Source organism: Frankia sp. Cppng1_Ct_nod (assembly GCF_920656135.1).
GTDB classification, from domain to species: Bacteria; Actinomycetota; Actinomycetes; order Frankiales; family Frankiaceae; genus Protofrankia; species Protofrankia meridionalis.
In genome coordinates, this window is the sequence record NZ_CAKKTK010000019.1 from 22,814 (window position 1) to 49,057 (window position 26,244).

Annotated in this window: 21 protein-coding genes and 2 tRNA genes; 9 read left to right on the top strand and 14 right to left on the bottom strand. The window is 69.4% G+C overall.

Annotation, left to right across the window (positions count from 1 at the left end; all coding sequences use genetic code 11):
- Positions 1 to 6 precede the first annotated feature (6 nt).
- From NBW77_RS08190 to NBW77_RS08205, 4 genes are all read right to left on the bottom strand, one after another.
- A complete protein-coding gene (locus NBW77_RS08190; protein ID WP_131746115.1) occupies positions 7 to 675 on the bottom strand; it encodes an ATP-dependent Clp protease proteolytic subunit in 669 nt (222 codons plus the stop codon).
- Positions 676 to 735: 60 nt separating this feature from the next.
- A complete protein-coding gene (locus tag NBW77_RS08195; protein WP_131746114.1) occupies positions 736 to 1,371 on the bottom strand; it encodes an ATP-dependent Clp protease proteolytic subunit in 636 nt (211 codons plus the stop codon).
- A 243-nt stretch (positions 1,372 to 1,614) separates the two neighbouring features.
- On the bottom strand, positions 1,615 to 3,048 hold the full coding sequence (tig, locus tag NBW77_RS08200) for a trigger factor (RefSeq protein ID WP_131746113.1): 1,434 nt from the start codon (positions 3,046 to 3,048) through the stop codon (positions 1,615 to 1,617).
- Positions 3,049 to 3,104: 56 nt separating this feature from the next.
- A tRNA-Pro gene (locus NBW77_RS08205) sits at positions 3,105 to 3,177 on the bottom strand.
- A gap of 44 nt (positions 3,178 to 3,221) precedes the next feature.
- Between NBW77_RS08205 and NBW77_RS08210 the strand changes: the two genes are divergently transcribed.
- Positions 3,222 to 3,295: transfer RNA gene (locus NBW77_RS08210), tRNA-Gly, on the top strand.
- Between the two features lie 91 nt (positions 3,296 to 3,386).
- On the opposite strand, the gene NBW77_RS08215 is transcribed toward NBW77_RS08210, so the two are convergent.
- Positions 3,387 to 3,761 carry a VOC family protein gene (locus NBW77_RS08215; protein WP_131746112.1) on the bottom strand — a complete coding sequence of 125 codons (375 nt, stop codon included), beginning with the start codon at positions 3,759 to 3,761 and terminating at the stop codon, positions 3,387 to 3,389.
- Between the two features lie 161 nt (positions 3,762 to 3,922).
- On the opposite strand from NBW77_RS08215, the gene NBW77_RS08220 reads away from it, so the two are divergent.
- Together NBW77_RS08220 and NBW77_RS08225 are read left to right on the top strand one after the other, a co-directional pair.
- Positions 3,923 to 5,563, top strand: coding sequence for an ABC-F family ATP-binding cassette domain-containing protein (locus NBW77_RS08220; RefSeq protein WP_250279512.1), 1,641 nt, complete (start codon positions 3,923 to 3,925; stop codon positions 5,561 to 5,563).
- A 51-nt stretch (positions 5,564 to 5,614) separates the two neighbouring features.
- Positions 5,615 to 8,116 carry a DEAD/DEAH box helicase gene (locus NBW77_RS08225; protein WP_250279513.1) on the top strand — a complete coding sequence of 834 codons (2,502 nt, stop codon included), beginning with the start codon at positions 5,615 to 5,617 and terminating at the stop codon, positions 8,114 to 8,116.
- A gap of 38 nt (positions 8,117 to 8,154) precedes the next feature.
- Here the strand turns inward: NBW77_RS08225 and NBW77_RS08230 are convergent, their stop codons facing one another.
- Positions 8,155 to 9,045 (bottom strand): universal stress protein, encoded by an 891-nt coding sequence (locus tag NBW77_RS08230; RefSeq protein ID WP_131746110.1) that lies wholly within the window; start codon positions 9,043 to 9,045, stop codon positions 8,155 to 8,157.
- 647 nt (positions 9,046 to 9,692) lie between these two features.
- Here NBW77_RS08230 and NBW77_RS08235 point away from each other — a divergent pair.
- Positions 9,693 to 10,586, top strand: coding sequence for an exodeoxyribonuclease III (locus NBW77_RS08235; protein ID WP_131746109.1), 894 nt, complete (start codon positions 9,693 to 9,695; stop codon positions 10,584 to 10,586).
- Positions 10,587 to 10,652: 66 nt separating this feature from the next.
- Here the strand turns inward: NBW77_RS08235 and NBW77_RS08240 are convergent, their stop codons facing one another.
- Positions 10,653 to 11,192 (bottom strand): Hsp20/alpha crystallin family protein, encoded by a 540-nt coding sequence (locus tag NBW77_RS08240; protein WP_131746108.1) that lies wholly within the window; start codon positions 11,190 to 11,192, stop codon positions 10,653 to 10,655.
- 76 nt (positions 11,193 to 11,268) lie between these two features.
- Here NBW77_RS08240 and NBW77_RS08245 point away from each other — a divergent pair, with 76 nt between their 5' ends.
- A complete protein-coding gene (locus tag NBW77_RS08245) occupies positions 11,269 to 11,544 on the top strand; it encodes a hypothetical protein (RefSeq protein WP_131746107.1) in 276 nt (91 codons plus the stop codon).
- Between the two features lie 85 nt (positions 11,545 to 11,629).
- On the opposite strand, the gene NBW77_RS08250 is transcribed toward NBW77_RS08245, so the two are convergent.
- Together NBW77_RS08250 and NBW77_RS08255 are read right to left on the bottom strand one after the other, a co-directional pair.
- Positions 11,630 to 12,517: an ABC transporter permease gene (locus NBW77_RS08250; RefSeq protein WP_131746106.1), complete on the bottom strand. Its 888-nt coding sequence runs from the start codon at positions 12,515 to 12,517 to the stop codon at positions 11,630 to 11,632.
- 3 nt (positions 12,518 to 12,520) lie between these two features.
- Entirely contained in the window at positions 12,521 to 13,447 is a 927-nt protein-coding gene (locus NBW77_RS08255) for an ABC transporter ATP-binding protein (RefSeq protein ID WP_131746105.1), read from the bottom strand.
- A gap of 298 nt (positions 13,448 to 13,745) precedes the next feature.
- On the opposite strand from NBW77_RS08255, the gene NBW77_RS08260 reads away from it, so the two are divergent.
- The gene (locus tag NBW77_RS08260) at positions 13,746 to 14,432 is read left to right on the top strand and encodes a chorismate--pyruvate lyase family protein (RefSeq protein ID WP_242605702.1); all 687 of its coding nucleotides are present in this window, start codon (positions 13,746 to 13,748) and stop codon (positions 14,430 to 14,432) included.
- Here the strand turns inward: NBW77_RS08260 and NBW77_RS08265 are convergent.
- Both NBW77_RS08265 and NBW77_RS08270 read right to left on the bottom strand, forming a co-directional pair.
- Positions 14,414 to 15,094 (bottom strand): DUF4230 domain-containing protein, encoded by a 681-nt coding sequence (locus tag NBW77_RS08265; RefSeq protein ID WP_242605701.1) that lies wholly within the window; start codon positions 15,092 to 15,094, stop codon positions 14,414 to 14,416. The genes NBW77_RS08260 and NBW77_RS08265 overlap by 19 nt on opposite strands.
- Positions 15,095 to 15,178: 84 nt before the next feature.
- Complete coding sequence (locus NBW77_RS08270) at positions 15,179 to 16,909, bottom strand: SpoIIE family protein phosphatase (protein ID WP_131746102.1); 1,731 nt, start codon at positions 16,907 to 16,909, stop codon at positions 15,179 to 15,181.
- A gap of 542 nt (positions 16,910 to 17,451) precedes the next feature.
- Between NBW77_RS08270 and NBW77_RS08275 the strand changes: the two genes are divergently transcribed.
- Positions 17,452 to 18,549: an ATP-binding cassette domain-containing protein gene (locus tag NBW77_RS08275; protein WP_131746101.1), complete on the top strand. Its 1,098-nt coding sequence runs from the start codon at positions 17,452 to 17,454 to the stop codon at positions 18,547 to 18,549.
- Entirely contained in the window at positions 18,546 to 19,331 is a 786-nt protein-coding gene (locus tag NBW77_RS08280; protein ID WP_250279514.1) for a DUF2705 family protein, read from the top strand. Before NBW77_RS08275 ends, NBW77_RS08280 begins: the two co-directional genes overlap by 4 nt.
- Positions 19,332 to 19,344: 13 nt before the next feature.
- Here NBW77_RS08280 and NBW77_RS08285 read toward each other — a convergent pair whose 3' ends face one another.
- Positions 19,345 to 21,195 (bottom strand): hypothetical protein, encoded by a 1,851-nt coding sequence (locus NBW77_RS08285; RefSeq protein WP_242605700.1) that lies wholly within the window; start codon positions 21,193 to 21,195, stop codon positions 19,345 to 19,347.
- 99 nt (positions 21,196 to 21,294) lie between these two features.
- Positions 21,295 to 22,821, bottom strand: coding sequence for a lipopolysaccharide biosynthesis protein (locus NBW77_RS08290; RefSeq protein ID WP_131746100.1), 1,527 nt, complete (start codon positions 22,819 to 22,821; stop codon positions 21,295 to 21,297).
- Between the two features lie 231 nt (positions 22,822 to 23,052).
- Here NBW77_RS08290 and NBW77_RS08295 point away from each other — a divergent pair, with 231 nt between their 5' ends.
- Complete coding sequence (locus NBW77_RS08295; RefSeq protein WP_502799455.1) at positions 23,053 to 24,606, top strand: glycosyltransferase family 4 protein; 1,554 nt, start codon at positions 23,053 to 23,055, stop codon at positions 24,604 to 24,606.
- A gap of 12 nt (positions 24,607 to 24,618) precedes the next feature.
- Here NBW77_RS08295 and NBW77_RS08300 read toward each other — a convergent pair whose 3' ends face one another.
- Positions 24,619 to 25,956, bottom strand: coding sequence for a hypothetical protein (locus NBW77_RS08300; protein WP_165485959.1), 1,338 nt, complete (start codon positions 25,954 to 25,956; stop codon positions 24,619 to 24,621).
- Positions 25,957 to 26,244: the final 288 nt, after the last annotated feature.

The window sequence follows — 26,244 nt, forward strand, 5'->3', positions numbered from 1 at the left end:
CCGACCCTAACGGCCGGCTGGCGTCGCCGATGTCAGCCGGGAGGACTTACGGGTCGAGATGACCTCGTCGATCAGGCCGTAATCCCGGGCCCCGGCCGCGGTGAAGTACTTGTCGCGCTCGATGTCGCGGCGGATCTGCTCTTCGGTGTGGCCGGTGTGAGTGGCCAGCATCCGCTCCAGCAGCGAGCGCATCCGCAGGATCTCCCGGGCCTGGATCTCGATGTCGCTGGACTGCCCCTCGCCCTGCGACGAGGGCTGGTGCAGCAGAACGCTGCTGTTCTCCAGAGCGAAACGCTTGCCCGGAGTGCCGGCCGTGAGCAGCACCGCCGCGGCGGAAGCCGCCTGGCCCATGCAGATCGTCTGGATGTCGGGCCGGACGAACTGCATCGTGTCGTAAATGGCGGTCAGCGAGGTGAACGACCCCCCCGGCGAATTGATGTAGATGGAGACGTCGCGGTCAGGGTCCTCGGACTCCAGGAAGAGCAACTGCGCCATGACGTCGTTGGCGGACGTGTCGTCGATCGGCGCACCCAGGAAGATGATCCGCTCCCGCAGCAGCTTCTCGTAGGGGTTGAGGACGATATCGCCCCGACTGGTCTTCTCGATGACCTGCGGCAGGACGTATCGGCCGGTGGGCTGACCGCTCGGGCTCTTACCGATGATCGGCTGGTACATGATGGGTACCTCCGCGAGGAGCGTGTGGTGGTCGGTTGCCGGATGTCGACGCCGGGGTCGTCAGCTGACCGGTCCCTCGCTGGGGACCTGGCGGGCCTGGGCGACGACATGGTCGACGAACCCGTAGTCCTTGGCCTCCACCGCGGTGAACCAGCGGTCACGATCGGAGTCCCGCTCGATCTGCTCGATCGGCTGGCCGGTGTGGAACGCGATCCGTTCCTGCATCATCCGCTTGGTGTAAAGCATCTGCTCGGCCTGGATCGCGATGTCGGATGCGGTACCGCCGATGCCACCGGACGGCTGGTGCATCATGATCTTCGCGTGCGGAAGCGAGTACCGCTTACCGGACGCGCCCGCGCACAGCAGGAACTGGCCCATGGAGGCGGCGAGACCGAGAGCAACCGTCGCCACGTCGTTCTCCACGTACTGCATCGTGTCGTAGATCGCCATACCGGCGCTGACGGACCCGCCCGGAGAGTTGATGTAGAGGAAGATGTCCCGATTCGGATCCTCGGCGTTGAGCAGCAGCAGCTGGGCGCAGATCGCGTTGGCGATCTGGTCCTCCACCACCGAACCCAGGAAAATGATCCGTTCGCGGAGCAGGCGGTTGAAGACCTGCTCGTCGAAACCAATCCCACCCTGCCCCGGCGAACGCAACTGTGGGACGGCCAGGCTCGGGGCTGCGATGTTACTCACGGTTAGCTCCTCGGCTTCCTCGCGCTGGCGACGGTTGATCTGACCGGCTCGACACTATCTGTGACCCGCGCCGGTTCCAGGACTTCACGCTCGATGTTCGCGCTGGGCGTGAGGACGAGGCGGTTCAGGATCCGTCAATCCTTACATTTCGGATAACCGGGATGCGCGAACCACCCACACGCAACGACCCCCGGACAGTCATGTCCGGGGGTCGCGGGCCATCCCGTCGTCGACGGTGGGCGATCAGGCGCCGGGTTGATCCGAGCTGTCGCCCGTCTCCGCCTCGATGTCCCTCTCGTCCACCCTGTCCGTCTCGTCGACTTCATCGAGTTCGTCGACTTCGTCCTCGGCCGCCGGCTCCGGCCGGCGCGCCAGCGCCAGCTCGACCGGATTGCCGTCCGGGTCGACGACGGTCGCCTGCTCCAACAGGAAGTTGAGGGCCTTGCCACGCAGGGCGTCCGCCATGATCGAAGCCAGCCCGTCCCCCTGCGTCAACTGCTGGGCGAAGAGCTCCGGGCTCACGCCGAAACGCTGCGCACGGCCGATCACCTGCTCCATCAGCTCGCCCTGGTCGATACCGATCTGCTCGGCATCGATCACGGCGTCCAGGACGAACTGCGACTTCAGGGCCTTTGCGGCAAGCTGGCGCACCTCGTCGAGGTACTCCTGCTCGGTCTGGCCGAGCGACTCCAGGTAGGAGTCGCGGTCGGCGCCCATCCGCTCGAGGTCGTGGCTCAGACGGTGCTCGCGTGCCTCGACCTCGCTGTCGAGAACCGAATCCGGCACGGGTACGTCGACCCGCTCGATCAGAGCGTCCAGAACACGCTCCCGAGCCTGTGTGAGCTGGTTCTGCTCGGCGCCGCGGCCGAGACGCTCACGGACGTCCGCCAGCAGCTCGTCCAGCGAGTCGAACTCGCTGGCGGTCGTGGCGAAGTCGTCGTCCAGCTCGGGAAGCTCGCGTTCCTTGACGCCGCGGACCGTGGCGGTGACCTCCGCCGAGCTGCCCGCGTACTCGCCCGCGAGCAGCTCGGTCTCGAACGTCCGGCTCTCCCCCTCGGAGGCGCCCGTGACCGCCTCGTCCAGACCGTCGATCAGCGTGTCGCTACCGACCTCGTAGGACATGCCGGCGGCCTCGGCGCCCTCGACGGCCTCGCCGTCGACGGTCGCGGACAGGTCCAGCGAGATGAAGTCGCCGGTCTGCACCGCACGCTCCACCGGCTTGAGGACGGCGAACCGCTCCCGCATGGTCGTCAGCTGCGACTCCAGCTGTTCGTCGGTCACCTCGGCCGCGTCGACGGTGATCTCAAGACCGTCGTAGTCCGGCAGCGTGATGTCCGGCCGGACGTCCACCTCAGCGGTGAACACGAGCGGCGCCCCGTCCTCGAACGAGCTGATGCCGACCTCGGGGCGGGACAGGACGTCGACTTCCTCCTGTTGCACGGCATCGCTGTAGAACCGTGGCAGGGCGTCCTGGATGGCCTCCTCGAGGATCGTCCCTCGACCGAGGCGCTGGTCGAGGATGCGTGGAGGTACCTTGCCCGGCCGGAAGCCCGAGACGCGGACCTCCCGCGCGAGCTTGCGGTAGGCGGCGTCGACGGATGGCTTGAGCTCGTCGAAGGGCACCTCGACGGTCAGCTTGACCCGGGTGGGGCTAAGGGTCTCCTTGGTGGCCTTCACGGCGCGGCTAACTCCTGATGCGGCGGTGGATCGGATGGACGCGCCGAGATTACCGGTCGGGGCGGGGAGACTCGAACTCCCGATCTCCTGCACCCAAAGCAGGCGCGCTAGCCACTACGCTACGCCCCGTGGCGTTGCTCCTCCATCCTACGGGGTAGGCTGAGTGACGCTCCGCGGGTGTAGCTCAATGGTAGAGCCCCAGCCTTCCAAGCTGGCCATGCCGGTTCGATCCCGGTCACCCGCTCCACGGCTCAGCGGCCCGACGCCGGGCACGGGCGAGCCCCAGCCGGCCCGCCCGTGCCACCCACGTGCCAGATCACCCCTCGGCCCGTCCGCCGTCAGGTCGACGGCACGAGAGTCGTCAGGCAGAACGGGTGTCCCTCCGGGTCGAGGAGCACACGCCATCGGTCCGGGGACGGCTGCTCGTCGGCGGGTCGTGCGCCGATGGCAATCGCCTGAGCCTGTGCCGCGTCGAGATCCTCGACCGCGAACTCGATGTGCACCTGTTGCGGGATACCGCCCGTGGGCCACGTCGGGGGTCGATGGTCCGGGACCCGTTGCGCGGTGATCCAGACGGCTGGCCCTTTGACCGCGACGAAGTTCTCACTGCTGAAGGCGATCTCGCCGCCGGTCAACTCGGCGTAGAACCGGGCCAGCGGATGGGGCTCGGAGCAGTCCAGCGAGATTGCTGCCAGGCGTGCGATACCAGCCACCACTTTTCTCCTTACTGATTGTGACATGCCGTTGCATTCGGCGTGACGGATGCGCAAACGCTACCGTCGGCCACCGACAGAAAACGTCAAAGTCGGATGACCACGGCCGGAGGCGGACCGTCCTGACCGGATTCGTTCAGCGGTGCCGGTAACGTTCGTCTGTGAGCGCCACACTCGTCGCCAAGGACCTCGCCGCCGGATACGGCGGGCGGCAGCTGTTCAACCAGCTGGACCTGATACTCGGCCCGGGTGAGGTGGTCGGGCTGGTCGGGGTGAACGGCGCGGGCAAGTCCACGCTGCTGCGGATGCTCGCCGGCCTCACCCGACCCGAACACGGCACCGTGCGGCTCAGCCCGCCGACCGCCTCGGTGGGCTATCTTGCGCAGGAACCCGACCGCCGGCCCGGCGAAACCACGCGGGCCTTCCTGGCCCGGCGTACGGGCGTCACCGACGCGCAGCACCGGCTCGACGGGGCCTCCGATGCGCTGTCCCGACAGGAGCCGGGCTCGGACGACGGATACGCCGAGGCACTGGAGCACTGGCTGGCCCTGGGTTGTGCCGACTTCGACGAGCGCGCGGCCACGGTCGCGGCCGATGTAGGGCTCGCCACCGACCTGGACGCGCGGATGACGGCCCTGTCCGGCGGCCAGGCGGCCCGGGCCGGGTTGGCCGCCCTGCTGCTGAGCAGGTTCGACGTCTTCCTGCTCGACGAACCCACCAACGACCTCGACCTGGACGGCCTGGCCCGCCTCGAGGAGTTCGTCACGGGACTTCGGGCCGGTGTCGTGGTGGTCAGCCACGATCGGGAGTTCCTCGCCCGCACCGTCACCGGCGTCCTCGAACTAGACCTCGCGCAACAGCAGGTTGGCTTCTTCGACGGCGGCTACCAGGCCTATCTGGACGAGCGTGAGGTGGCCCGGCGGCACGCCCGCGAAGCCTACGAGCAGTACGCCGACCGGCGCGGCTCGCTGACCGAACGGGCGCAGACCCAGCGGACCTGGATGGACAAGGGTGTGCGCAACGCCCGGCGCAAGTCCACCGACAACGACAAGATCGGCCGAAAGCTCCGCGCCGAGGCGTCCGAGAAGCAGGCGGCGAAGGTCCGCCAGACCGAACGCATGATCGAACGCCTGGATGTGGTCGCCGAACCACGCAAGGAGTGGGAGCTGCGGATGCAGATCGCCGCGGCCCCGCGGGCCGGCGCCGTTGTCGCGGTGCTCACCGACATGGTCGTCCACCGCCCCGGGTTCACCTTGGGCCCGGTGACCGCGCAGCTCGACCGGGCCGACCGGGTCGCCATCACCGGGCCGAACGGGTCCGGCAAGTCCACGCTGCTCGCGGCGATGCTCGGCCGGCTGCCGCTCGACGCGGGCCGGGCGTCACTCGGACCGGGGGTCATGGTCGGCGAGGTCGACCAGGCCCGCGGGCTGTTCGCGGGAGAAGGCACGGTGCTGGACGTCTTCGCCCGGCTGCTGCCCGATCTGGTCACCGCCGACCTGCGCACCCTGCTGGCCAAGTTCGGGCTTCGCTCGGACCACGTGGGGCGGGCCGCGTCCACCCTGTCGCCCGGTGAACGCACCCGGGCGGCGCTGGCCCTGCTGCAGGCACGCGGGGTCAACCTGCTGGTGCTGGACGAACCGACGAACCATCTCGACCTGCCCGCGATCGAACAGCTGGAGGCCGCCCTGGCCGACTACACCGGGACGCTGGTCCTGGTCACCCACGACCGGCGGATGCTGACGGCGGTCCACACCACCCGCCGGTGGCGGGTCGATGCCGGTCAGGTCACCGAAGCGGGCTGACCGGGCGCCACGCCACGGTCAGGCGATCTGTCAGGCACCATCGGACCTACCATGACGCTCGCCGACCTGCTGCCCGAAAAGCCCGAACCCGACGATCTCTTCGACGCCTTCACCGCCTGGGCCGGGGAGCAGGGCCTCACGCTCTACCCGGCCCAGCAGGAGGCGCTGATCGAGGTGGTGTCCGGTTCCAACGTCATCCTCGCCACCCCGACCGGTTCCGGGAAGAGCCTCGTGGCGACCGGCGCCCATTTCGCCGCCATGGCTCACGGACAGCGCAGCTTCTACACCGCGCCCATCAAGGCGCTGGTGTCGGAGAAGTTCTTCGCCCTGTGCGCGACGTTCGGCGCGGGACGCGTCGGGATGATGACCGGGGACGCGAGCGTCAACGAGACCGCCCCGGTCATCTGCTGCACCGCCGAGATCCTCGCCAACATCGCCCTGCGGGACGGAGCCGGCGCCGACGTCGGCCAGGTGGTGATGGACGAGTTCCACTTCTACGCCGAGCCGGACCGTGGCTGGGCATGGCAGGTGCCGCTACTGGAACTCCCCCGCGCACAGTTCGTTCTCATGTCGGCGACCCTGGGTGACGTACGCCGGTTCGAGGAGGACCTGACCCGGCGGACCGGCCGTTCCACCGCGGTCGTCCGCTCCGCCGAGCGCCCGGTGCCGCTGTTCCACCATTACGTGACCACCCCGCTGCACGAAACGCTGGAGGAGCTTCTCACCACCCACCAGGCGCCCATCTACGTCGTCCACTTCACCCAGGCGTCGGCGTTGGAACGGGCGCAGTCGCTCATGAGCATCAACGTGTGCAGCCGTGCGGAGAAGGACGCCATCGCCGAGATGATCGGCGGTTTCCGGTTCACCGCCGGGTTCGGTCGGACCCTGTCCCGTCTGGTCCGCCACGGCATCGGCGTCCACCACGCCGGGATGCTGCCCAAGTACCGGCGGCTGGTGGAACTACTCGCCCAGGAAGGCCTCCTGAAGATCATCTGTGGCACCGATACCCTCGGGGTCGGGATCAACGTGCCGATCCGCACGGTCGTGTTCACCGCCCTGTCCAAGTACGACGGAACCCGGACCCGTCACCTCAGCGCCCGGGAGTTCCACCAGATCGCCGGCCGGGCCGGCCGGGCCGGTTACGACACGGTCGGCACCGTCGTCGTGCAGGCGCCCGAGCACACGGTGGAGAACGAACGCGCGCTGGCCAAGGCCGGCGACGACCCGAAGAAGCGGCGAAAGATCGTCCGCAGGAAGCCCCCGGAGGGGTTCGTGTCCTGGGGCACGCCGACGTTCGAGCGGCTCGTCGCCGCCGAACCCGAACCACTGACATCGAGCTTCACCGTCAGTCACTCCATGCTGCTCAATGTGATCAACCGGCCCGGTAACGCCTTCGCCGGCATGCGCCACCTGCTCACGGACAACCACGAGGACCGTCCGGCCCAGCGCCGCCACATCCGCCGGGCCATCGCCATCTACCGGGCGCTGCTGGCCGCCGGAGTCGTGGAGAAACTTCCGGTCCCGGACGAGGCGGGACGCAGCGTGCGGGTAACCGTCGACCTGCAGTTCAACTTCGCCCTCAACCAGCCGTTGTCGCCCTTCGCCCTCGCCGCGCTCGAGCTCCTCGACCGGAACGCGCCCGGCTACCCACTGGACGCCCTGTCGGTCATCGAGGCCACGCTGGACAACCCGCGCCAGGTTCTGTCCGCGCAGCAGTTCAAGGCCCGCGGTGAGGCCGTCGCCCAGATGAAGGCCGACGGCGTCGAATACGAGCGGCGTCTGGAACTGCTCGACGAGGTCACCTACCCCAAGCCCCTGGACGAACTGCTCAGCGCCGCCCTCGCGATATACCGGCGGGGCCATCCGTGGGTCGACGACCACGAGCTCGCTCCCAAATCGGTGGCCCGGGACATGTACGAGCGGGCCATGACCTTCGTCGAGTACATCGGCTTCTACGGCCTGGCCCGCTCCGAGGGCCTGCTGCTGCGTTACCTGGCCGACGCCTACAAGGCGCTACGACACACCGTGCCCGAGGACGCCCGGACGGAGGAGCTGGCCGACCTGACCGAATGGCTCGGGGAACTGGTCCGCCAGGTCGACTCGAGCCTGCTGGACGAGTGGGAGCAGCTACGCAACCCGACACCGGACGCGGCGACCGCCGCGATCGCCGAACAGCCGCCCGCGGTGACCGCCAACACCCGCGCGTTCCGGGTACTCGTCCGCAACGCGCTGTTCCGCCGAGTGGAGTTGGCAGCCCTGCGACGCTACGACGATCTCGGTGCACTCGACGCCGACGCGGGCTGGGACGCCGACCGATGGGCCGACGCCCTCGAGCCGTACTTCGACCTCCACGGCGAGATCGGCACCGGCCCGGACGCCCGCGGCCCGGGACTGCTCATCATCAAGGTCGAACCCGGGCGCTGGACCCTGCGTCAGATCTTCGACGATCCGGCCGGCGACCACGACTGGGGTATCAGCGCCGAGGTCGACCTCGGCGCCTGCGACGAGGCCGGAACCGCCGTCCTGCACGTCACCGCCGTCGACCAGTTGTGAGTCGACCAATTGTGAGTCGACCAGTTGTGAGATGTGAGCTACCCGGGCAGGTGAACGACCGCGACCGGGCAGGCCGCATGCCGGACGCACTGGTCGCCCACGGAACCGAGGAGCAGCTCGGCGAAGCCACCGTGACCACGTGCGCCGACCACCACCAACTGTGACGTCGTGGACTCCAGCAGCAGTGCCCGGGCAGCGGAGTCGACCACCACCTCGCTGCTGACACACAGCTGCCGCGGAGCGTCACGCAGGCCCGCGGCCAGCGCGTCGTCGAGCACGTCGTTCGCGTGGTCGACCAGAGCCGGACCGACCAGGGCGAGAAAGTCCGGATAGGGCGTTGCCGCGACCGCCAGCGCGTGCACGACGCGCAACGGCACGTCCCGGTACACCGCCTCGCGAGCCGCCCAACGCAGGGCGGCGACGGACGAGGCCGACCCGTCCACCCCGACGGTCACCGGACGGCGATCGCCCGCAACGCCGAAACCCCGTCCGCGTACGGCGACGACCGGGACCGGAGCATGGTGGACGACGGCATGGCCCACCACCCCGCCGAGCGCCCGGCGGGACATGGCGTTGTCCCGCGCGCCCACCACGACCATCAGCGCGCAGCGCGACTCCTGGAGCAGGGCGAGCACGGCCGGTCCGTGGACCACCCGCCGGACGACCTCGCCCTGCGGGTGGAAAACCGGGACACCGGCCACCACCGACTCCAGGACCTCGGCCGCGGCCGCGGTCAGCCCGTCACGATCGATGGCGTGGGCCCGGCGGTGGACGAGTCCGGGTTGGCCGTCCGCGGTCCATGCCAGCACGGCTGTCACCGACCGCCCGTGCAGGGCAGCGGCGTGCCGGGCCCACCGCAACGCCTCGACGGAACCGGGCGAACCGTCCACCCCCACGACGATCCCCGGCGGCACGGCGCCGTCCGTCATCGCGGCTCTCCTGATTCCCCTGGGCCTCCGGCGGCGCCACGAACAACGATCGCGCCGCCTTTGGCCGGCTCCTGATTCCCCTGGGCCTCCGGCGGCGCCACGAACAACGATCGCGCCGCCTTTGGCCGGCTCCTGATTCCCCTGGGCCTCCGGCGGGCTTGCCGGTCCACCCGTTCCGATCTTCGCGCCGTGGAGCGGTCCCGCGTGGGGAGGATCAGTGCAGTGTCGGGGTGATGTTCGACTCCCGTGCGGCGGCCCCGTCACCGAACGGTCGGGCCTCACCTCCCACAACGTTCCCACCGGCCGGACCACGCTGGCCGTCGCGGATTGGGTCAACGGCGGGTCGCCGCGGGCGCCGCGGGCGCCGCGGGCGCGGAGGGCGGGCAGGTTCAGATGCGACAGGATTTTCTCCTACCGAGGGTAGGAAAACGGCCACGATCTGCAAATCGCACGACAGCTGCATCTGTGAAACCTTCGTCAGTCAGACCCTTGACGGTCTCGCTCCGGGCGTTCGGCGCGCTGCCGATCTTCGGCGACGGTATCTCCCGGAAGGTGGCATTCCGCTCGAGTCGAGCCGGTCAACAACAGTCCGTTTGGGGACACCACCCGCCACCGGTCGCCGCGGGGCGCGACTAACGTCTCGTGGTGTGCGACTGGCGACATGGAACATCAACTCGGCGAAGGCGCGGCAGGCCCGTCTGATCGAATGGCTGGACCGGGTCCAGCCGGACGTTGTCTGCCTGCAGGAGACCAAACTGTCCGACGACGCCTTCCTCGAGCTCTTCGACGAGGACCTCTTCCGGCGCGGCTACACCGTCGCCCACCACGGCGACGGACGCTGGAACGGCGTCGCGATCCTGTCCCGGACCGGGCTCGACGACGTGGAACGGGGGCTGGTGGACGGTCCGGGGTTCCCCGAACCGGAGCCGCGGGCGCTCGCCGCGACCTGCGCCGGCATCCGGGTCTGGTCGCTGTACGTCCCGAACGGACGCGCCGTCGACGACCCGCACTACGCCTACAAACTCACCTGGCTCGCCGCGCTGCGCACCTGCCTGGAGGAGGCGTTAACGACCGTACCCGTGCTCGCCTGCGGCGACTTCAACATCGCTCCCACCGATGCCGACGTCTGGGACCCGGCCGACTTCGTCGGCGCTACCCACGTCACCGACGCCGAACGGCAGGAACTGCGGGAGCTGTACGACCTCGGCCTGGTGGATGTCATGCGCGAGCGTTGGCCCGACGAGCAGGTCTACACCTACTGGGACTACCGGGCACTGATGTTCCCGAAGAACATGGGCCTGCGCATCGACCTCACCCTGGCCAGCGCTCCCGTGGCCGAACGGGTACGGGCGGTGTGGGTGGACCGCCAGGCACGCAAGGGCACGGGCACCTCCGACCACGCGCCGGTGGTCGTCGACCTCGACCAGGCACCGGACGGCGACATCGGCCCGATGGTCCCTCCACCGTCGACTCCCCGGCCCACCGCCCGGGGGCGCAGGGCGGGCACCGCCAAGACAGCGGAGGCGAAGCCGGGCGGCTGACGAACGGACCTCCTTCACCGGTGGTTGTGTCCCCGGACAGCGCCGGGGACACAACCACCTCGGGGATCAGTGAGCCGGGTTCCCCTCCACCGCCGGCGCCTGACCGGCCGCCGGCGCAGCGGCATCCGACGACCCGGAGCCCTCCAGGACCGCGGGTGCGCCAGGGGCCACCGGGATGCGGGCGCCGCGTCCGGCCGCTATCGCACCGGCAAGCCGCAGCGACAGGACACCGTGGTCGTAGGTCGCCGAGATCTGGTCGGCGCCCACCCCGTCCGGCAGGCTGAACTCACGGTGGAACACGCCGTGTCGACGTTCCCGCAGGACGATGCCATGGCTGTCGTCCTGGCGGGTTCCGGTGCGCTCCCCGCGAACGACGAGCCGACCGCGCTCCAGTTCGACGGCGACGTCTTTCTCCACGTCGACACCGGGAAGCTCGAGGTGGACAACGATGTCATCCCCCTCGGTGACCACATCGGCCGGCGGGGCGAAACCCACGCGGACCGTTCGGGCCCGGTCACGGCCACCCCAGGAACGACGGACGATCTCGTCGAACTCCCGGTCCAGACGCCCGAACGCGGCAAACGGGTCCCACAGGTAGGTGCTCATGGCTACTCCCTTCGGGTGCGATCCCCACCCCGGCCGATTCTGTCGAATCTCGACACCGCTGGGTTTGGATCACCTCATGGTTATTGAGTCTAGCAAGCTCAGACTTATGAACGGCAATAGAAGCAGTCCGGTTCCCGCCACGGCCGGCACGAACCCGGATCCCGCCTGCCTCGGGCATGCAGGAGCGGGCCTGCGCGACGTCCACGTGCTCGACGGTGGCCTCACCGCCTGGACTCGGCGAGGCGGAGCGCTCGCGCGCGAAGCCGGATCACCCTCCCCGGGCGATGTGACCGTCCGACCCGGCGGCATGCCCACCGGCGGACGTCGTCGGCGCCCGAACGACCGCACGTAGCGGCATCCCGCTCGACGCACCCGTGGCCGAGCGACCGGCGGTCAGGCCCGAAGCGACCGGCGGTCAGGCCCGAAGCGACCGGTCGTCAGGCATCGCGCAGGACCATCGACCAGAAAGCGAGGAGCAACGCGACCACCGCGTAGACACCGAGGACCGCGACGCTGGCCCCGGCGGACAGGCTCATCGACGGGGGACTCACGGTAATGATCGAGACCGCCATCGTCCCGGGCAGGTACGGCACGACACGCTCCTGCAGATCCACCGGAAAGAACTGGGTCACGATCTGCAGCACGACCATGAGGCCGAACAGGACGCCGAGGGCTCCGGCGGTATGGCGGATCAGCCCCCCGAGCCCGAGGGCGATCAGTCCGATCAGGGTGAGGTAGGCGGTGGCACCGAGGATGATTCGGATCATCCCGGCGTCGCCCAGGGACGCCTGCCGGCCGGTCGGGCTCAGCAACCACTGACCGAGCACGAAGGCGGCCAGGCAGGCGACGAACGAGCCCACCGTCACCACGAACGCGAAGATCACGGCCTTGGCCGCAAGCACGACCAGACGGTCCGGTACAGCGGCGAAGGTCGTCCGGATCATCCCGCTGCCGTACTCGGAGCTGATCACAAGGACACCGAGAACCCCCACCGCGATCTGGGCCATGAAGATGCCGGTGAGGCTCATTGCGGCCGGCTCTCCGCCGATGTCCCCGTGTTCCCTCGCGGTCATGGCGCACACGAGCGCCGCCAGGCCGATCGTGATGACGAAGGCGGCGGTGAGGGTCCAGTACGTCGACCGGACAGTCCAGAGTTTGGTCCACTCGGACCGCACCGCGTTGCCGAAGGCGTCCACGGCCGGGCGGCCGAACCATCGGCCGCCCGCAACGGTAGGCGAGGAGGTCTGCTCGACCGGGACACCGGCGACCGGGCCGCTGTCCGCCGGGACATCTTCGATTGGGTCCGGCTCGGGCTGCAGGGACATGGGTCAGATCCTCGGTTCGACGGTCGCGGGCTCGGTCCGGTAATCGACCGCATCCCGGGTCAGGTCCATGAAGGCCTCCTCCAGGGACGCCCGCTGGGAGGACAGTTCGTGCAGGACGACTCCTGCCGCCGCGGCAAGCTCCCCCACCGCGGGCGCGTCCATGCCCAGGACCTCCAGGGCACCGTCCGGCCCGAGCTGCACGCTCGCGTTGCCCTGCCGCAGCAGCACCGACAGCTGCTCCGCCTGCGGGGAACGTACCCGGACCCGGTTGCGTGAGCTGGTGGACAGAAGATCGGAGACGCTTGCGTCCGCGACGAGCCGGCCCCGCCCGATCACCACAAGGTGGTCCGCGGTCAGGGCCATCTCGCTCATCAGGTGGCTGGAGACCAGGACGGTCCGTCCTTCGGACGCCAGCTGTTTCATCAGGGCTCGGATCCACCGGATACCTTCGGGATCAAGGCCGTTCACCGGTTCGTCGAACAGGAGTACACCCGGATTGCCGAGCAGCGCGGCGGCGACACCGAGGCGCTGGAACATTCCGAGCGAGAATGTCCGGACCCGTCGCCCCGCGACACCCGTCAGCCCCACCGTCTCCAGGACGGCACCCACCCGGGACGCGGCGATACCGTTGCTGCGCGCGATACACAGTAGATGGTTAAAGGCGCTCCGACCACCGTGCACGGCACGCGCGTCGAGCAGCGCGCCGACCTCGAGCAGCGGACGGCGGATCGAACCGTAGGGCCGGCCGTTCACCCTGATCTCACCCGCTGTCGGCCGGTCCAGGCCGATGACAGCCCGCATCGTCGTCGACTTTCCCGCGCCGTTCGGCCCCAGAAAACCGGTGACCCGGCCGGGAAGGACCCGAAACGAGAGGTCGGCCACGGCGACAGTCGAACCGTAGCGCTTTGTCAGTCGATCGACTTCGATCATCTGTCTCCATCCAGACCGCCCGCCGCAAGACCGGCGCCACCTTCGGTCTCCCTTTCCTACACGAGACCCCCACACCCCGGGCGACCGCAATGATGCCCATAGTGGCAATGGTCACACAGGCTGCTCACCATCACCCCGGACACCACACGATTGAACGGACAACGCCGCCGCAACCACCGACGACGCCGACCCCTCCGGGTGACCTTACCGAGATGACCTGTTTCGACAGGTTTAAGATACTTTCGACATCATGGTCGAATGCTGAACCATGACCATCGCCAGCAGAAGGTGGTCAAGCATGCACGAAAGATCGGTTCTTTCAGCTCCGCCCGATACATCCCCCACCGTCGAAGCGACACCGGGTCTCGGTTGGATCGAACAACTGGTCCTACGAGGTGACGGCCTGACCACAACGGCATTGGAGATCCTCACCGTCCGAGTCCGCCGGCAACAGCGGATCCCGCTGGACCCGTCGGCCGATCAGGACCGCGCTGCAGGAGACCCGTCCCACCCCGACCTCGCGTTCGGGGACACCGAGACGTACTCGGATATCGGGATACGCGACCTCGACTGCGAGACCGGGGACGACCTGTTGATCCGCGAGGTGCTGCTGACTGGTGACGACGGCGTCACCTACGGCACGGCGAGCGTCCTCGCGGTGGTCAACAGACTTCCGGTCGACGTCACCCGCGGGCTCGCGGAGACCGAGGAGCCCATCGGCAAACTGCTCGTCCGAGCCGCCCTACCGGTCGTTCGCGAGCTGCGGGCCTGGGGGCTGCTCCCGGCGGGGGACTTCGCCGCCCATCTCGGCCCGGGTATCGACGGACAGTCGCGGGTGCCGGCCCGGACCTACCGGATGCGTGGGATGTTGACCGGACGCCCCCTGACGCTGATCACCGAATGGTTCGCTCCCCGGCTGTTCACCGAAAAGCCCGGTGGACCCGACCTGCAGGCTGCCCGCAGCCATCATTTCGCGTCCTCGTAGGTGATGTTGATGATCGTGAAACCGAGCGCGCCGAACAGCCCTCGCAGCATGCTGGCGGTGTTGCGTTCGGCGAGGGTCAGGACGGAGCCGTCGGCCTGCGCGGCCTGCGTCATCCTGCCCGCGGCAACCACGTAGAGCTGCTGGTCATCGCTTTCGCTACCGGTGAGAAAACCGCCGATGCGGTCCAGCACGCCTTTCTGCCGCGCAACGACATAACTGTGCTTCGGGTCGATCACCGGTTCGGACAGGACGGGCTTGGGGAGACGGACGGACACCGTCCGCCTGTCCTGCGAAACGGTGACCGCACCGGAGTTGAGCTTTCCGAAATCAACCACCGAATCAACGGCGCCGACACCGACGAACAACGTCCGCTCACCACGCAGCGCCGACGGAATGAACCTGGTGTCGTCCTCGAGATCAACGACGACCTCGAAATGAGCACTGGCCGCATGGTAGGCACTGAGGTCCTCCAGCGAGCGCAGCACAGCGGGTGAACTGCGGTCCACCGTTTCCTTGCCGAAGGGATTGGACAACGAGGGCCGCCAGCCGCCGACCAGTCCGACGACAGCGAGAACGAGCACCAGGCCGACAACGATGAGGACCAGCCGTCCGATACCGGAACGGGCACGGATTCGACCGACGATGCCGGATCTTTCGCTCATGACGGCCTTCATACCCGAAAAAATCCACGAGCACGCGCCAGCCGGATGGAGACGAGCACCGTCACAGCTGCCTGCTGCCCGCTGTTACCCGGACCAGCTTCCGGCCGTCCGCGCGAGGATGATCGCGGTACGGTCGTCGCTCGGACGTCCGGGCGCATGCGCGCGGACCGCATCGAAGACGCCGTCGAGAAGCTCGGCGGGCTCCCGTGTGTGGTCCCGCAGGATCTCCGCGACCAGCCTGTCCTCGCCGAACTGCTCGCCTCTGTCGTTGCGGGCCTCGGTCAGGCCGTCGGTGTAGATGAACAACACGTCGCCGTGACGCAGCTGTACCGTCGCGGTCGACCAGGCACCGGGAGCCGCCAGGAGACTGGACACCAGCGGCCCGGTGGCGGCCAGCGTGACGACGTCCGCACCACGTCCCGGACTCCTCTGCGATCCGATCGCCCGCGCCAGCGGCACCGCGGGCGGCGCGGGCACCACAGGCGGCGCGGGCGGCGCGCCACCGCCGTGCCCGGAAACACGGGCGGCACCGGCGGTCGCCTCCAGGTTCAGGCCAGGCCGCACGGCGACCCCGGTACCCGGGGAGGATCCGGAGCGCCGCAGCAGCAGCCCGTCCGGGTGACCGGCGTTGGCGTAGTGGACCGTCCCGCTGCTGGGGTCGACCACGACGACCATCGCCGTCGCGAAGACCTCGTCGGTCTCACCGAGACTGTCCACGACCCACGCGATGGCCTCGCCGGGGTCGAGCACCCCTCCGGTCAGGGCGGCTCCCAGCAGCTGCTTGAGCCGCAGCGCGTACACACCAGCCGCCGACCCATGACCGGAGACGTCACCGACCACCACTCCGACCCGGCCACCTGGAAGATCCACGGAGTCGAACCAGTCACCGGCCAGCTCTCCTTCGGCCGGATCGACCCGACCCCGCACGACCAGCCCGGACGCGTGCAGGGTGGACGGGGTCAATGCGTCACGCAGGGCGACCACAGCAGGCCCCTCCTGGGCGAGGGCCTCCCACGACCGGTCGTTCTGGCGGACAAGGCGTACCAACTGCGCCCGCATCGCCTCCACGTTGGCGGCGAGCTCGACGAGCTCCTTGGGTCCCACCGCCGGGATGCGGGTGTCGTAGCGCCCGGCTGCCACCGCGTTGACCGCGCGGCGCAGCGACGCGATCGGCCGCAGGAGCCAGCGGCGGACGGCGATACTAAGAATGATCATGATGACCGCTACCAGGAACACCGCCGTACCCAGCGAACTGAGCAACAGGTCCTGGGCACTGGCGACCCGGCCCGACGTGGACATCTGCGCCTGGGAGATCGCCACCTCGAGGTTGGTCATGCGCGAGCGCAGCGTGCTGAACCGGGCATGCGCGGTCCCGGACTGCTCCACGGCTCGGGCCGTGGCCACGTCGCCGTGCTGCATGGCCGCAAGCTCCGGCCATACGACCGTCGACAGCCACGCGCCATGTGCCTGGTCGACCTCGCGCATTTCGGCCAGCAGGGCAGCCTGGCCGCGTAGCAGCTCCTCCAGGCGTGCGTAGTGGTCCGGGATGACCGTCCCGGCCGCCGTGAACGGTTCGAGCAGCGAGAGGTCCGAAGTGATCAGGTAACCGCGGACACTGCTCTCCTGATCGACGTAGTCGGCCAGGAGCATGGCGGCGGTGGTCGCCGCCGGGTCCAACCGGGTGCCCCGCTCGGCGCTGGCGTTGTTGGCCCGGACCGCGGAGTACACGGCAACCCCCAGCGTGGCGAGGGCGACCAGGCAGGCAAGGGTCGCCAAGGCCCTGATACCACGGCGCAAACCCGCCACCTCGGCCACCGTGACTCCCTCCGATCACCGAAGCCCTGCCGCCTCGAGGTGGGGCTCCCTGCATTGTCGCCCAACGGGACGCGGTGCCCACCTCGGCCGGTCGCGGCCCACCTCCACCGGTCGCGGCCGGCCGCAACCCGCTACGCGGGCCGGTCTCGTTAGCAGGACGTACGGGGGATGTCAAGGTCAGGCACGGCTCCGTTCGCGATATCACCTCAAAGCGACGGCGGCCGGAGTAACCGCAACTTCACGTAATTACCTTCGGCCACTAGCTTGTAACTACAGGCAATGAACCGGCAACCGCGAATTCGTTACCCATGCCACGACGATCACAGCTCGAGCGTTGCCACCTGAGTAAACCCGTGCGAGCGAATGCCACAGAAGATCAATTCGGATTGGAACTACCGACAGTCACTATTCACCACCTGCTTCCATCCGTTACGCTCTGCTTGGTCAATGCCAGCACAACCGCGTGGCCACATCTCTGGGATCAGGCCACGCCGATCACGCCACGAAGATCCGAGTTCGGATATCAAGGAGGCAACCAGGTAATGGCGGCGGAGACTCCGGCACGGCGACCACGAGCAGAAGGCAGACCGAGGCAGGAGGCTGACGCAGGCTCGCAGGAGCCGCCGGCCGACGCCGCCATTTGGAGCGAAGGGCTCACCAAGCAGTACGGCACCCGACGCTCCGTGGACCGGATCAACCTCCACGTTCCCGTCGGGGCGCTGTCCGGCTTCGTCGGACCCAACGGGGCCGGCAAGACGACGACCTTGCGGATGCTTCTCGGGCTGATTCGGCCCACCGAGGGGCGCGGCTTCGTCCTCGGACACCGCATCGACGCCCCGGCTCGTTACCTGGCCCGGGTCGGAGCGATGATCGAAGGCCCGACCTTCCACCCAGGTCTGACCGGGCGGGCCAACCTGCACCTGCTGGCGCGCCTACGCCGGCTCGGCCCGGACCGCGTCGCCGAGACGCTGGACATGGTGGGGCTCACCAGTCGGGCCGACGACCGGTTCACCTCCTACTCCCTCGGGATGAAGCAGCGCCTGGGGATCGCAGCCGCCCTGTTGCCCGGCCCCGAGCTGCTCGTTCTGGACGAGCCGACCAACGGGCTCGACCCGGCGGGGATCCGCGAGATCAGGAGCCTGCTGAAGGACCTCGCCGCGACGCGGATGACGGTGTTCGTGTCCAGCCATCTGCTGTCCGAGGTCGAACAGATCTGCGACCACCTGGTGATGATCCGCGGTGGACGGCTGCTCTTCCAGGGCCACGTGACCGAACTGCTCGCCGCCGAGGATCCGCGGCTCGTCCTGACCCCCGAACACCGCGGGGACGTGCACCGGTTGGCGGTCCTGCTCCGTGACCACGGCCTGCGCGTGGATCCGGTGCGGGAGTCCGCGAGCGGGACGGTGCGGGTGCACGCCCCTGAAGGTGTCGCCGCGAGCCTCAACAAGATCGCGATGACGGCAGGCATCACGCTGCGGGCGCTGACCGCCTGCCGGCCCACACTTGAGGAGACCTTCCTGATGGCCACCGGAGGTGTCGACGGGGACCTGATCCCACGCAGCCGCACCGCCCCGGACGCGACCGTCGGGTCCGGTGCCTCGGGGACGGCCGTGTCGGACATCTCCGGGCAGGCGTCATGACCGCGATATTTCGGGCGGAGTGGGTCAAGCTCGGCCGCCGGCGGTTCTTCGCCGGCACACTCGCGGCCGTCACCGCCGTGGCCGCACTCGGCGCGGTACTGACCATGCTGTCGGTCGGGCGCAGTGACTACGACGGCATACCCGTCACCGCGACCGCGATGTCCGCTCCGAACGGGGTCATGCAGGGGCTGGAGGCCGTCAGCATCCTGCTCGGGGTGGTCGCCCTGGCCGTCACGGCCACCGTGATCGGCGGCGACTACGCCCATGGAACCCTGCGCAACCAGCTCATCGCCCACCCGCACCGGCTTCGCCTGCTCGTGGGGAAGTGCCTGGCCCTGGCCGCGTTCGTCGCGGTGCTCGTCGCCGCCGCCACCGTGGTCGCCGCCGCCGGATCGTTCGCGATGGCGCCCGTGACCGGTGTGCACACCGGTGCCTGGCACAGTGCGGCCGGCCTGCTCGAAATCGGCAAGGGCTATGTGAACGTGCTCACGGCATCCCTGGGATACGCGACCCTCGGTGTCCTCGTCGCGGTCGTGTTCCGCTCCCCCGCCGCCGCGGTGTCGGTCGGACTAGCCTACGCCCTGCCGCTGGAGATGCTCGTGTCGCGGATCTGGAGTCCGGCCGCGAACTGGCTGCCCGCGCGGCTCATGGACGCCTTCGCCTCAGGCACGCACGGTTATCACGTCGCCTATCAGGCTGCCGGTATCCGGCTTGCCGTCTTCTGCGCGGTCGCGGCGATGGTTGCCGCCGTGCTGTTCAGGCGCCGCGACATGACGTCCTGACCGGCGGCTCCGATCAGGCAAGCACGGCCCGCAGATCGATCCGCATCAGCCACTGGTCCAGTTTGAACGGCGGATACGGCCAGGCTATGGAGTCAAGCACCAGTTGGTTGACGGGCAGCCACATCACCCGACGGTCGACGTCAACGGCACCCCGCCGGACACCGATGTAACGGGTGGACGGCCCGCGCAGCCGCCCCAGTCCGATGTCGATCGGCCGGCCGGCAGCGAAGGTCATGTCCGCGCCCCGCCCGGACGGCCGGACCACCTGCACCGTCCCGTCAAGCCCGGCGAGCATGACTGCCCCGCTGTCCGGATCGACGACGATGCTGCGGACCAGGCCGCCCCGGTCGGTGCCTGCGACGAGGTAGTCGGGCGGGTTCACCGCTCCCCAACCGCCTACCGGCCAGCCGTCGGTGGTCGGCGTCCGGGTGACCAGGCCCCGCTCGGAACCAATCTTGGGATAGACCGCGAGCGCCGCGGCACGCAGCCCGTCCGCCCTCGTACGGGCGACGTACAGCGTGCCGTTCGCGTCAAAGCAGGCGGTCTCCATCCGGGAGTCGTCCGCCGAGGCACGCACCGGATTACTACGTGGAGTGATTGTTCCGGTCGTTCGGTTCCCCGTGCCCACGGAGTAGGAGAACTCCTGGATGGGGAAGGACACCACCCGGTCGTCCAGGGTCCGACAGTCGCTGATCAGCACGAAACGCTCATCACCTGCCGTGCTCGTGGGATCGGCGACGACCTCGCGAGGGCTCACCACCACCGGCATACCGAAGACCCGGACCTCGGGGTACTGCCAGCTCGCCCGCACCCGTCCCGCGGTGTCCACGACGAGAAGGGATCCCTGGTCGGTTCCAAGACTTCCCGCGCCGAAATACTGCGCGATCACCAGATGCCCGCTGCGCGGCAACCTGGTGATCGCGGCCGGGCCACGTGACCACCGCGGTTCACCCGGGCGTTCGACCGGGAAGGCGGACGCCGAGACCCCGGGCGGCGCGGACGCCGCCAGCTGGTCCGTCGTCCACGACCTCGTCGGATCATAACGCCACGGCCGTCCCGGAGCGGGGCGGCGGACCTGCCCGAGTACCGGAAGCCGCCCGTAGACCGTCGTGTCCCAGCCGAAGTACGACATGGCCGAGACGAACACCACCCGCTCGTCGAGACCTGAACCGATCACCGTGACGTCCGCGATGTCAGCCCCGCCGACGCCGCGGTACCACGGCTCGGACCGGGGCAGCTCCGTCCGCCCGGTGCTGGACGGGACGACCAGCCGGGTGAAACGGAGCGGACCGGGCTCGAAAACCGCGAGCTCCATCCCGGTCCCCGTCGGCTGTGCCTGGTTGTCCGAGAACGGCGTGGTCGCGGTGAACACGGTTCCGTCGGAGGTCACGGTCGACGCATAGGCGGCCTGGCCCGGACCGAACCCCCAGCCCGGCACATCCACTGTGCTGATTGAGGTGCCCCCGGTATGTTCCCCGAAACTGCCGGGCGCGCCGAACAGCACCAGGGCATCCCGGTGGACGCCTCTCGACGACCCGATCAGCCGCCTTGCCACACCGGTGGCGACGAGTGCGCCGAGACCCGTCACGGCCGCGCCGGCCACCACCCGACGGCGGGTCGCCCCTCGGCGTCTCGCCGGCGGCACGTCGTGGCCCACGTCCGGCGGCGTGGGCGAGACCGTCCCGGCAGCCCCCGACGCATCCTGGTCGGGCTGGGACTGGGGCTGTGCCGGAACCCGTCCCGGGGAAGCGGTGACCAGACCCTGCTGGCCGGCCGCCTGTTCGGGGCCGCCGCCGGGACCGGTGTCACCGGACGCGTCAACGGATGCCAGCGGATGGTCCCCCGGTGCGAAATCCCGACGCATGACTCCTAGTCTCCGATGAAGGCGGTGACCGCTCAGGATCGAAGACCATCGGGGTGACCTACCTATCGGTCGACGGCTGTGGCCGGTTGCCGGCCAGGCTCAACGGCCATACCGCGGCAACGAGGTCGCAACAACCGGTTGCAGCTGACGACCGGCCGACCGGTCGGGGTCACCGGCCTGCTCGGGTGCGTCGAAGCCGACCGGTTCCGTCGCCGCGACCGACCCGCCGAGCACGACCGGCGAGTGCGCCCGGAACACCATGAAGCCAGCCATGAAGGCGGTCACCGCCTGGCAGACGAGACCAACCACCCCGGTGGCGACCAGATTACCACCAGCTATAAAGAGACCACCTGCGGTAAGCGCCGTCCCGGCCATGAGCACTCCCACCACCCCCCGCCGGCCCACACCGAGCAGGTAGTTGGTGAACAGCAGCGTCACGGCAAGGCAGGTCATGGCAAGCGCCAGCACCGGCAGTGCCGACGCGCCCGCGGCCAGGCGCGGGCCGAAAACAGCGGAGAGCAGAGGTCGCGCGGCCACCGCGCCGATCCCCACGAGCAGCAGCCCGGGGGTGACCACCCACGCGACAGCCGCGAGCAGCGCCGCGGTGGCCGGACGCCCCTCATACCGGCGCCGGGCCGCCTCCGGCAACAGGAAGTTGGCCACCGCCAGACCGATGAACACCGGCACCTTGCAGGCCGTGGCAATAGCCCCGTACGCCCCGACCTCGCCGGGGTTCAGCCAGCCGACGATGACCACGTCCATGTTCTGTAGCAGCGCGAGGGGCACCAGTGCGCCGAGCGCAGTTGTCGTGTCGTGCCGGAGAGCGTGACGGGTCCGCACCCTCGGCGTGGACCGGATGGGCATCGGCCCCCAGGAATCGATGCCGTTCGGACCTGTCCCGTCGAGGCCTGTCCCGTCGAGGCGCCGCCCGGGCCCTGCCGCAGCGCCGCCGCCGGCGCGAGCAGGCGCCGGCCGCAGCCGCGACAAGGTCGGCGCGGTCCGCCCCACGCTCCGTCGGGCGTCCTCGGTGGCGAGCAGGACACCGACGATCAGACCGAGACCCGCGCCGTTCACACCGAACCCGGCGAACACGAGGCCGATCGTGACAGCGATCCGGCCGACGCCCTCGAGGACGAAGTTGCGGGCAAGGTCCTGGTAGGCATGGCGAGCCTGCAGCAGGCCGCGCTCGACCGACAGCGAGACCCACATCGCCGCGGCCGCGATCGCCTCGGCAATCGCCAACGGGTGCGGATAGGACAGCATCGCCGCCGCCGGGCCGCACACCACCAGCCCGAGGACGCAGGTGACTACCGCCACGACCGTGCAGCCGCCTCGCAGCCGGCGAACCCACCACCCCCGGTCATGCCGGGATGTGCCGGTACCGGAGGTGTCCCGCTGTACCACCGCGACCTGGAGAGCGGAACCGCCCATCGACAGAATCAGGAAAATGCCGGTCTGGACGACCAGGGCACCATAACCCGTAGCATTGAGTGTCCGTGCAAGCACAAGATTGGCCAGGAGGTTACCGCCGTTGACTGCGATCCCGGCGACCGCGAGCGACCCCGGACCCTGGAGAACTCGCGCAAACAGCTCACGCCGACCGGCGGAGCCACTGAGGTTCGCCATCCAGATCCCTTCCGAACGCCCGCCTGTCCACAGGCGCGCCCTGCTTTATCGTTTTTTGCCGGACGCCGCCTGCCAACGGTAGGCCAGCGTCGAAGCCGGCCGATGTCGGGTGCCCGCAATCTGGCACCATCGGCACGCGGCCAAAGGTAGCGGGCTGTGGCGAAAACAACAGGCGAGCCTTGCCGGAAACGACAGAACTGTGCCGGGAACAACACCGGCCAAGGGGCCACGATGAAAGGATCCAGTCAGGTGCCGGTGAACGTGCCGCCCGCGGGTGGCGTGAACAGGCAACTCAAGGCGCTCGCCGGGCGCCGAGTGGTGTTCCTCAACTGGCGTGATCTGGATCACCCACAGGCCGGCGGCGCCGAGCTCTACTGTCAGTCGGTTGCCGAACGCTTCGCCGCGGCCGGCGCACAGGTGAGTCTGCTCACGGCCCGCCCGCCCGGTCGCCCACGTTCGCAGAACGTCCGCGGGGTCGACGTCCGCCGTTGCGGTGGCACCTTCGGGGTGTACCCGGCGACGCTCGCCCGCCTGCTGCGCGACCGCCGCGGTATCGACGCGGTGGTGGACTGCCAGAACGGTATCCCGTTCTTCAGCCCGCTGGTGCTACCCGCCGCCACCCCCGTGATCCAGGTTCTGCACCACGTCCACCAGCGGCAGTTCCCGCTGTACTTCCCGGGGCCCATGGCCAGGATCGGGCAGCTGCTGGAAGCTCCGGGCAGCCGCTGGGTGTATGGGCGACGACCGGTGGCGGTGGTGTCGCCATCCACCCGGGACGAGGCCCTCGACGTCCTGAACCTGCCCGGCCCGCGGTTCGTCGTGCCGAACGGCGTCCAGCTTCCCCCACCAGAGCTACCGGACCGGCCGACGCAGCGCCCGACGATCGTCTGCGTCGGCCGACTCGTGCCCCACAAGCGCCTGCACCTGCTGTTCGACGCGCTGCCGGCACTGCGCACGTCCCATCCCGGACTGGTCGTCGATGTCGTCGGGGACGGACCTGACCGTGAACGGCTCACCCGGCATGCCGCCGGGCTCGGGCTCGGCGAGGACGTCCTGCGATGGCACGGCTATGTCGATGCGGCTGAGCGTGACCGGCTGCTGGCGACGGCCTGGCTGACGGTGAACCCGTCCCACGGGGAGGGCTGGGGGCTGTCCGTACTGGAGGCGAACGCCCATGGCGTGCCGGCGGTGGCCTTCGCGGTCCCGGGGCTGCGCGACGCAGTCCGTCACGGCCACACCGGTTGGCTCGTAGACGAGACCGGCGGGACCGGCGGGACCGGTGCGCTCGGGTCCACGGTCGACGCGGCTCTGAGCACCCTCGCGGACCCGGTCGCGGCGGCGCGCCTGCGCGAGCAGGCCCGAGCGTGGGCGGCGTGCTTCTCCTGGGACGCCACCGCCGAGCTGCTGGCCCGGGTGGTGACGGCGGAGATGGACCGGCTGAGCGCAAGCTCCCGGGGCGGGAAGGCACACGAGCCACGCCGCCCGGACGCCTTCGTCACCCGGGCGGAGTTCCCGCTGCCGCCCGGCCAGGAGCTACCGGCCCTGCGCCGTACCGACCTGGTGTACCGGGAAGCCGGCTCAGGACGCGCGGTCGCGGTGCTCTACGGCGCACGGCCCGCCGATGCACGTGCCGCACTCGTGCGGGCAGGTGTCGCCGGCCCGATCGAGGTGCGGGCCGCGGCCGGTGAGGATCTGCTGGTCGCAGCCGTCCGCTCCACGATGCCCGACGATGTGTTCCCCGCCACCAGGGCGACGGGCCGGGCTACGACGCCCGCGGCCCGTTGAACCCGCGGCCCCTCAGAGCGCAGCCTGGCGGGTCAGCTCGTCCAGTGCCGCCCGGAACAGCTGCGCGAAACAGCTCGCCGCCGTCGGATCGAACAGATCACGGTGATAGCAGAATGTCAGATGCAGTTCGTCGCCGTAACCGACCGCCGCGATCACAAGCCCCTGCGGCGGGCCGGCGAACGCCGCGAAGTGAAGCGATGTGATCATCTGGTCGGAAAACCTGTCAGAAAGCCGACCCAGGTTCGTCATGCTGGTCGTCGGCATCAGTACGGGCCGGGCGGCGGTCACGGCAAGGCGCAGTAACGCGTGGCGGACAGGTGCGGGCAGCCGGGCCACCCCGCCGACAGCGTCCCCGGTGCCCGGCGGCGGCCCGCCCGCCTTGCTCGCCGCTGTCTGCCCGCACACCACCGCGAGCAGGGTGGCAGGGTCGCGCCGGTCGGACGGCCCAGTGGTGATCAGCGCCTCGCCGGTGTGGTTACCGATGGCGGACTCCTCACCCCGCTGACGCAGGCTGATCGGCATCCGCACCCGCAGCTGTCGGGTGGCCTGCCCCGCCATGGTGTTCCAACGCTCCACCGCCATCTGAGCGGCCGCGAGCAAAAGATCGTTTATGGTGACCGTGGCCCCGCCCGCGACAGGACGACCGGGTTTCGGGACGGGCACCGCGTCGCAGTGCACACCGTAGCCGGGCCCCCACCGGTCAGCAGGCATGCCTCGGCGACCACCTCGACCGGGCATACCTCGACCGGTCGAGACCGCGACCCGACTGGGAGTGGTCTGCCACAGCGCTGACAGGTCGGGTAGGAGCCGGCGGGTCGGACGGCTGGCGTGGATCACGCCGGCCGGGTTCGTCTCCGTGTGGCCAGGCTCCGGCCGCCGCGGTCTCGTGGTCGCTCGCATCCGGCCATGCACCGTGGACGATTCGAGCTCCGTCGCACCGTCAGAGGCGCAGCGTTCCAGGATCGCCTGCAGCAGCATCGCCACGCTCAGCCCGTCCAGGGCGACATGATGCGCGGCGAGCGCCACGGCATCGCCCGCGGGCAACCGGATGTGCAGAACCCGCAGCGGAGGCGACGACGTCAGATCGAACGGTTGTGAGCACAGCGCCGCGAACGCCGCCCACAGGTCGGGTTCGTCGGCCCCCTCGGTGGAGGTGAGCAGGATATCATCCGCCACGTCCGGGAACCACCACCGCCGACCGAACAGACCGGTGCGCATCCGCGCACGGGCCATCGGATTGCCCGCAAGCACAGCCTGTACAGCACCTTGAAGCGCTGAGGCGTCGATAACCCTGCTGGTACGGGCGACCATTCCGACCGTGACCGGGGCAGGCCGACGATCGGATGCCATGATCATGTCTTCGAGTACGGAGAAGGGTCGCTGCTGGGAAGCCGGGGCCCGCTCGACCCCTCCGGGCTGTGCGGACGGAGCAGGATGCACGGCCGACTGCGGATGCACGGCCGGTTGCGGGAACAACGCCGGCGACCGAACCTCGCGGGAGTAAATGCCTGTACCTTCCTTCGACTTGCCCGGCGACTCCGTCCGAAAGGACGGTCCAACGGTGAAATATCGTCGTACAGGCAAGTTTCGGGTCCACTCACGCGCTTCATGGAAAATGGACTCACAACAGTGGCGCAC

Excerpts from the sequence above, each read along its gene's own strand:
- NBW77_RS08190 (WP_131746115.1), bottom strand. The coding sequence starts at position 675 with ATGTACCAGCCGATCATCGGTAAGAGCCCGAGCGGTCAGCCCACCGGC.
- NBW77_RS08225 (WP_250279513.1), top strand. The coding sequence starts at position 5,615 with ATGACGCTCGCCGACCTGCTGCCCGAAAAGCCCGAACCCGACGATCTC.
- NBW77_RS08230 (WP_131746110.1), bottom strand. The coding sequence starts at position 9,045 with ATGACGGACGGCGCCGTGCCGCCGGGGATCGTCGTGGGGGTGGACGGT.
- NBW77_RS08240 (WP_131746108.1), bottom strand. The coding sequence starts at position 11,192 with ATGAGCACCTACCTGTGGGACCCGTTTGCCGCGTTCGGGCGTCTGGAC.
- NBW77_RS08245 (WP_131746107.1), top strand. The coding sequence starts at position 11,269 with ATGGTTATTGAGTCTAGCAAGCTCAGACTTATGAACGGCAATAGAAGC.
- NBW77_RS08250 (WP_131746106.1), bottom strand. The coding sequence starts at position 12,517 with ATGTCCCTGCAGCCCGAGCCGGACCCAATCGAAGATGTCCCGGCGGAC.
- NBW77_RS08255 (WP_131746105.1), bottom strand. The coding sequence starts at position 13,447 with ATGATCGAAGTCGATCGACTGACAAAGCGCTACGGTTCGACTGTCGCC.
- NBW77_RS08260 (WP_242605702.1), top strand. The coding sequence starts at position 13,746 with ATGCACGAAAGATCGGTTCTTTCAGCTCCGCCCGATACATCCCCCACC.
- NBW77_RS08265 (WP_242605701.1), bottom strand. The coding sequence starts at position 15,094 with ATGAGCGAAAGATCCGGCATCGTCGGTCGAATCCGTGCCCGTTCCGGT.
- NBW77_RS08275 (WP_131746101.1), top strand. The coding sequence starts at position 17,452 with ATGGCGGCGGAGACTCCGGCACGGCGACCACGAGCAGAAGGCAGACCG.
- NBW77_RS08280 (WP_250279514.1), top strand. The coding sequence starts at position 18,546 with ATGACCGCGATATTTCGGGCGGAGTGGGTCAAGCTCGGCCGCCGGCGG.
- NBW77_RS08285 (WP_242605700.1), bottom strand. The coding sequence starts at position 21,195 with ATGCGTCGGGATTTCGCACCGGGGGACCATCCGCTGGCATCCGTTGAC.
- NBW77_RS08290 (WP_131746100.1), bottom strand. The coding sequence starts at position 22,821 with ATGGCGAACCTCAGTGGCTCCGCCGGTCGGCGTGAGCTGTTTGCGCGA.
- NBW77_RS08295 (WP_502799455.1), top strand. The coding sequence starts at position 23,053 with ATGAAAGGATCCAGTCAGGTGCCGGTGAACGTGCCGCCCGCGGGTGGC.
- NBW77_RS08300 (WP_165485959.1), bottom strand. The coding sequence starts at position 25,956 with ATGGCATCCGATCGTCGGCCTGCCCCGGTCACGGTCGGAATGGTCGCC.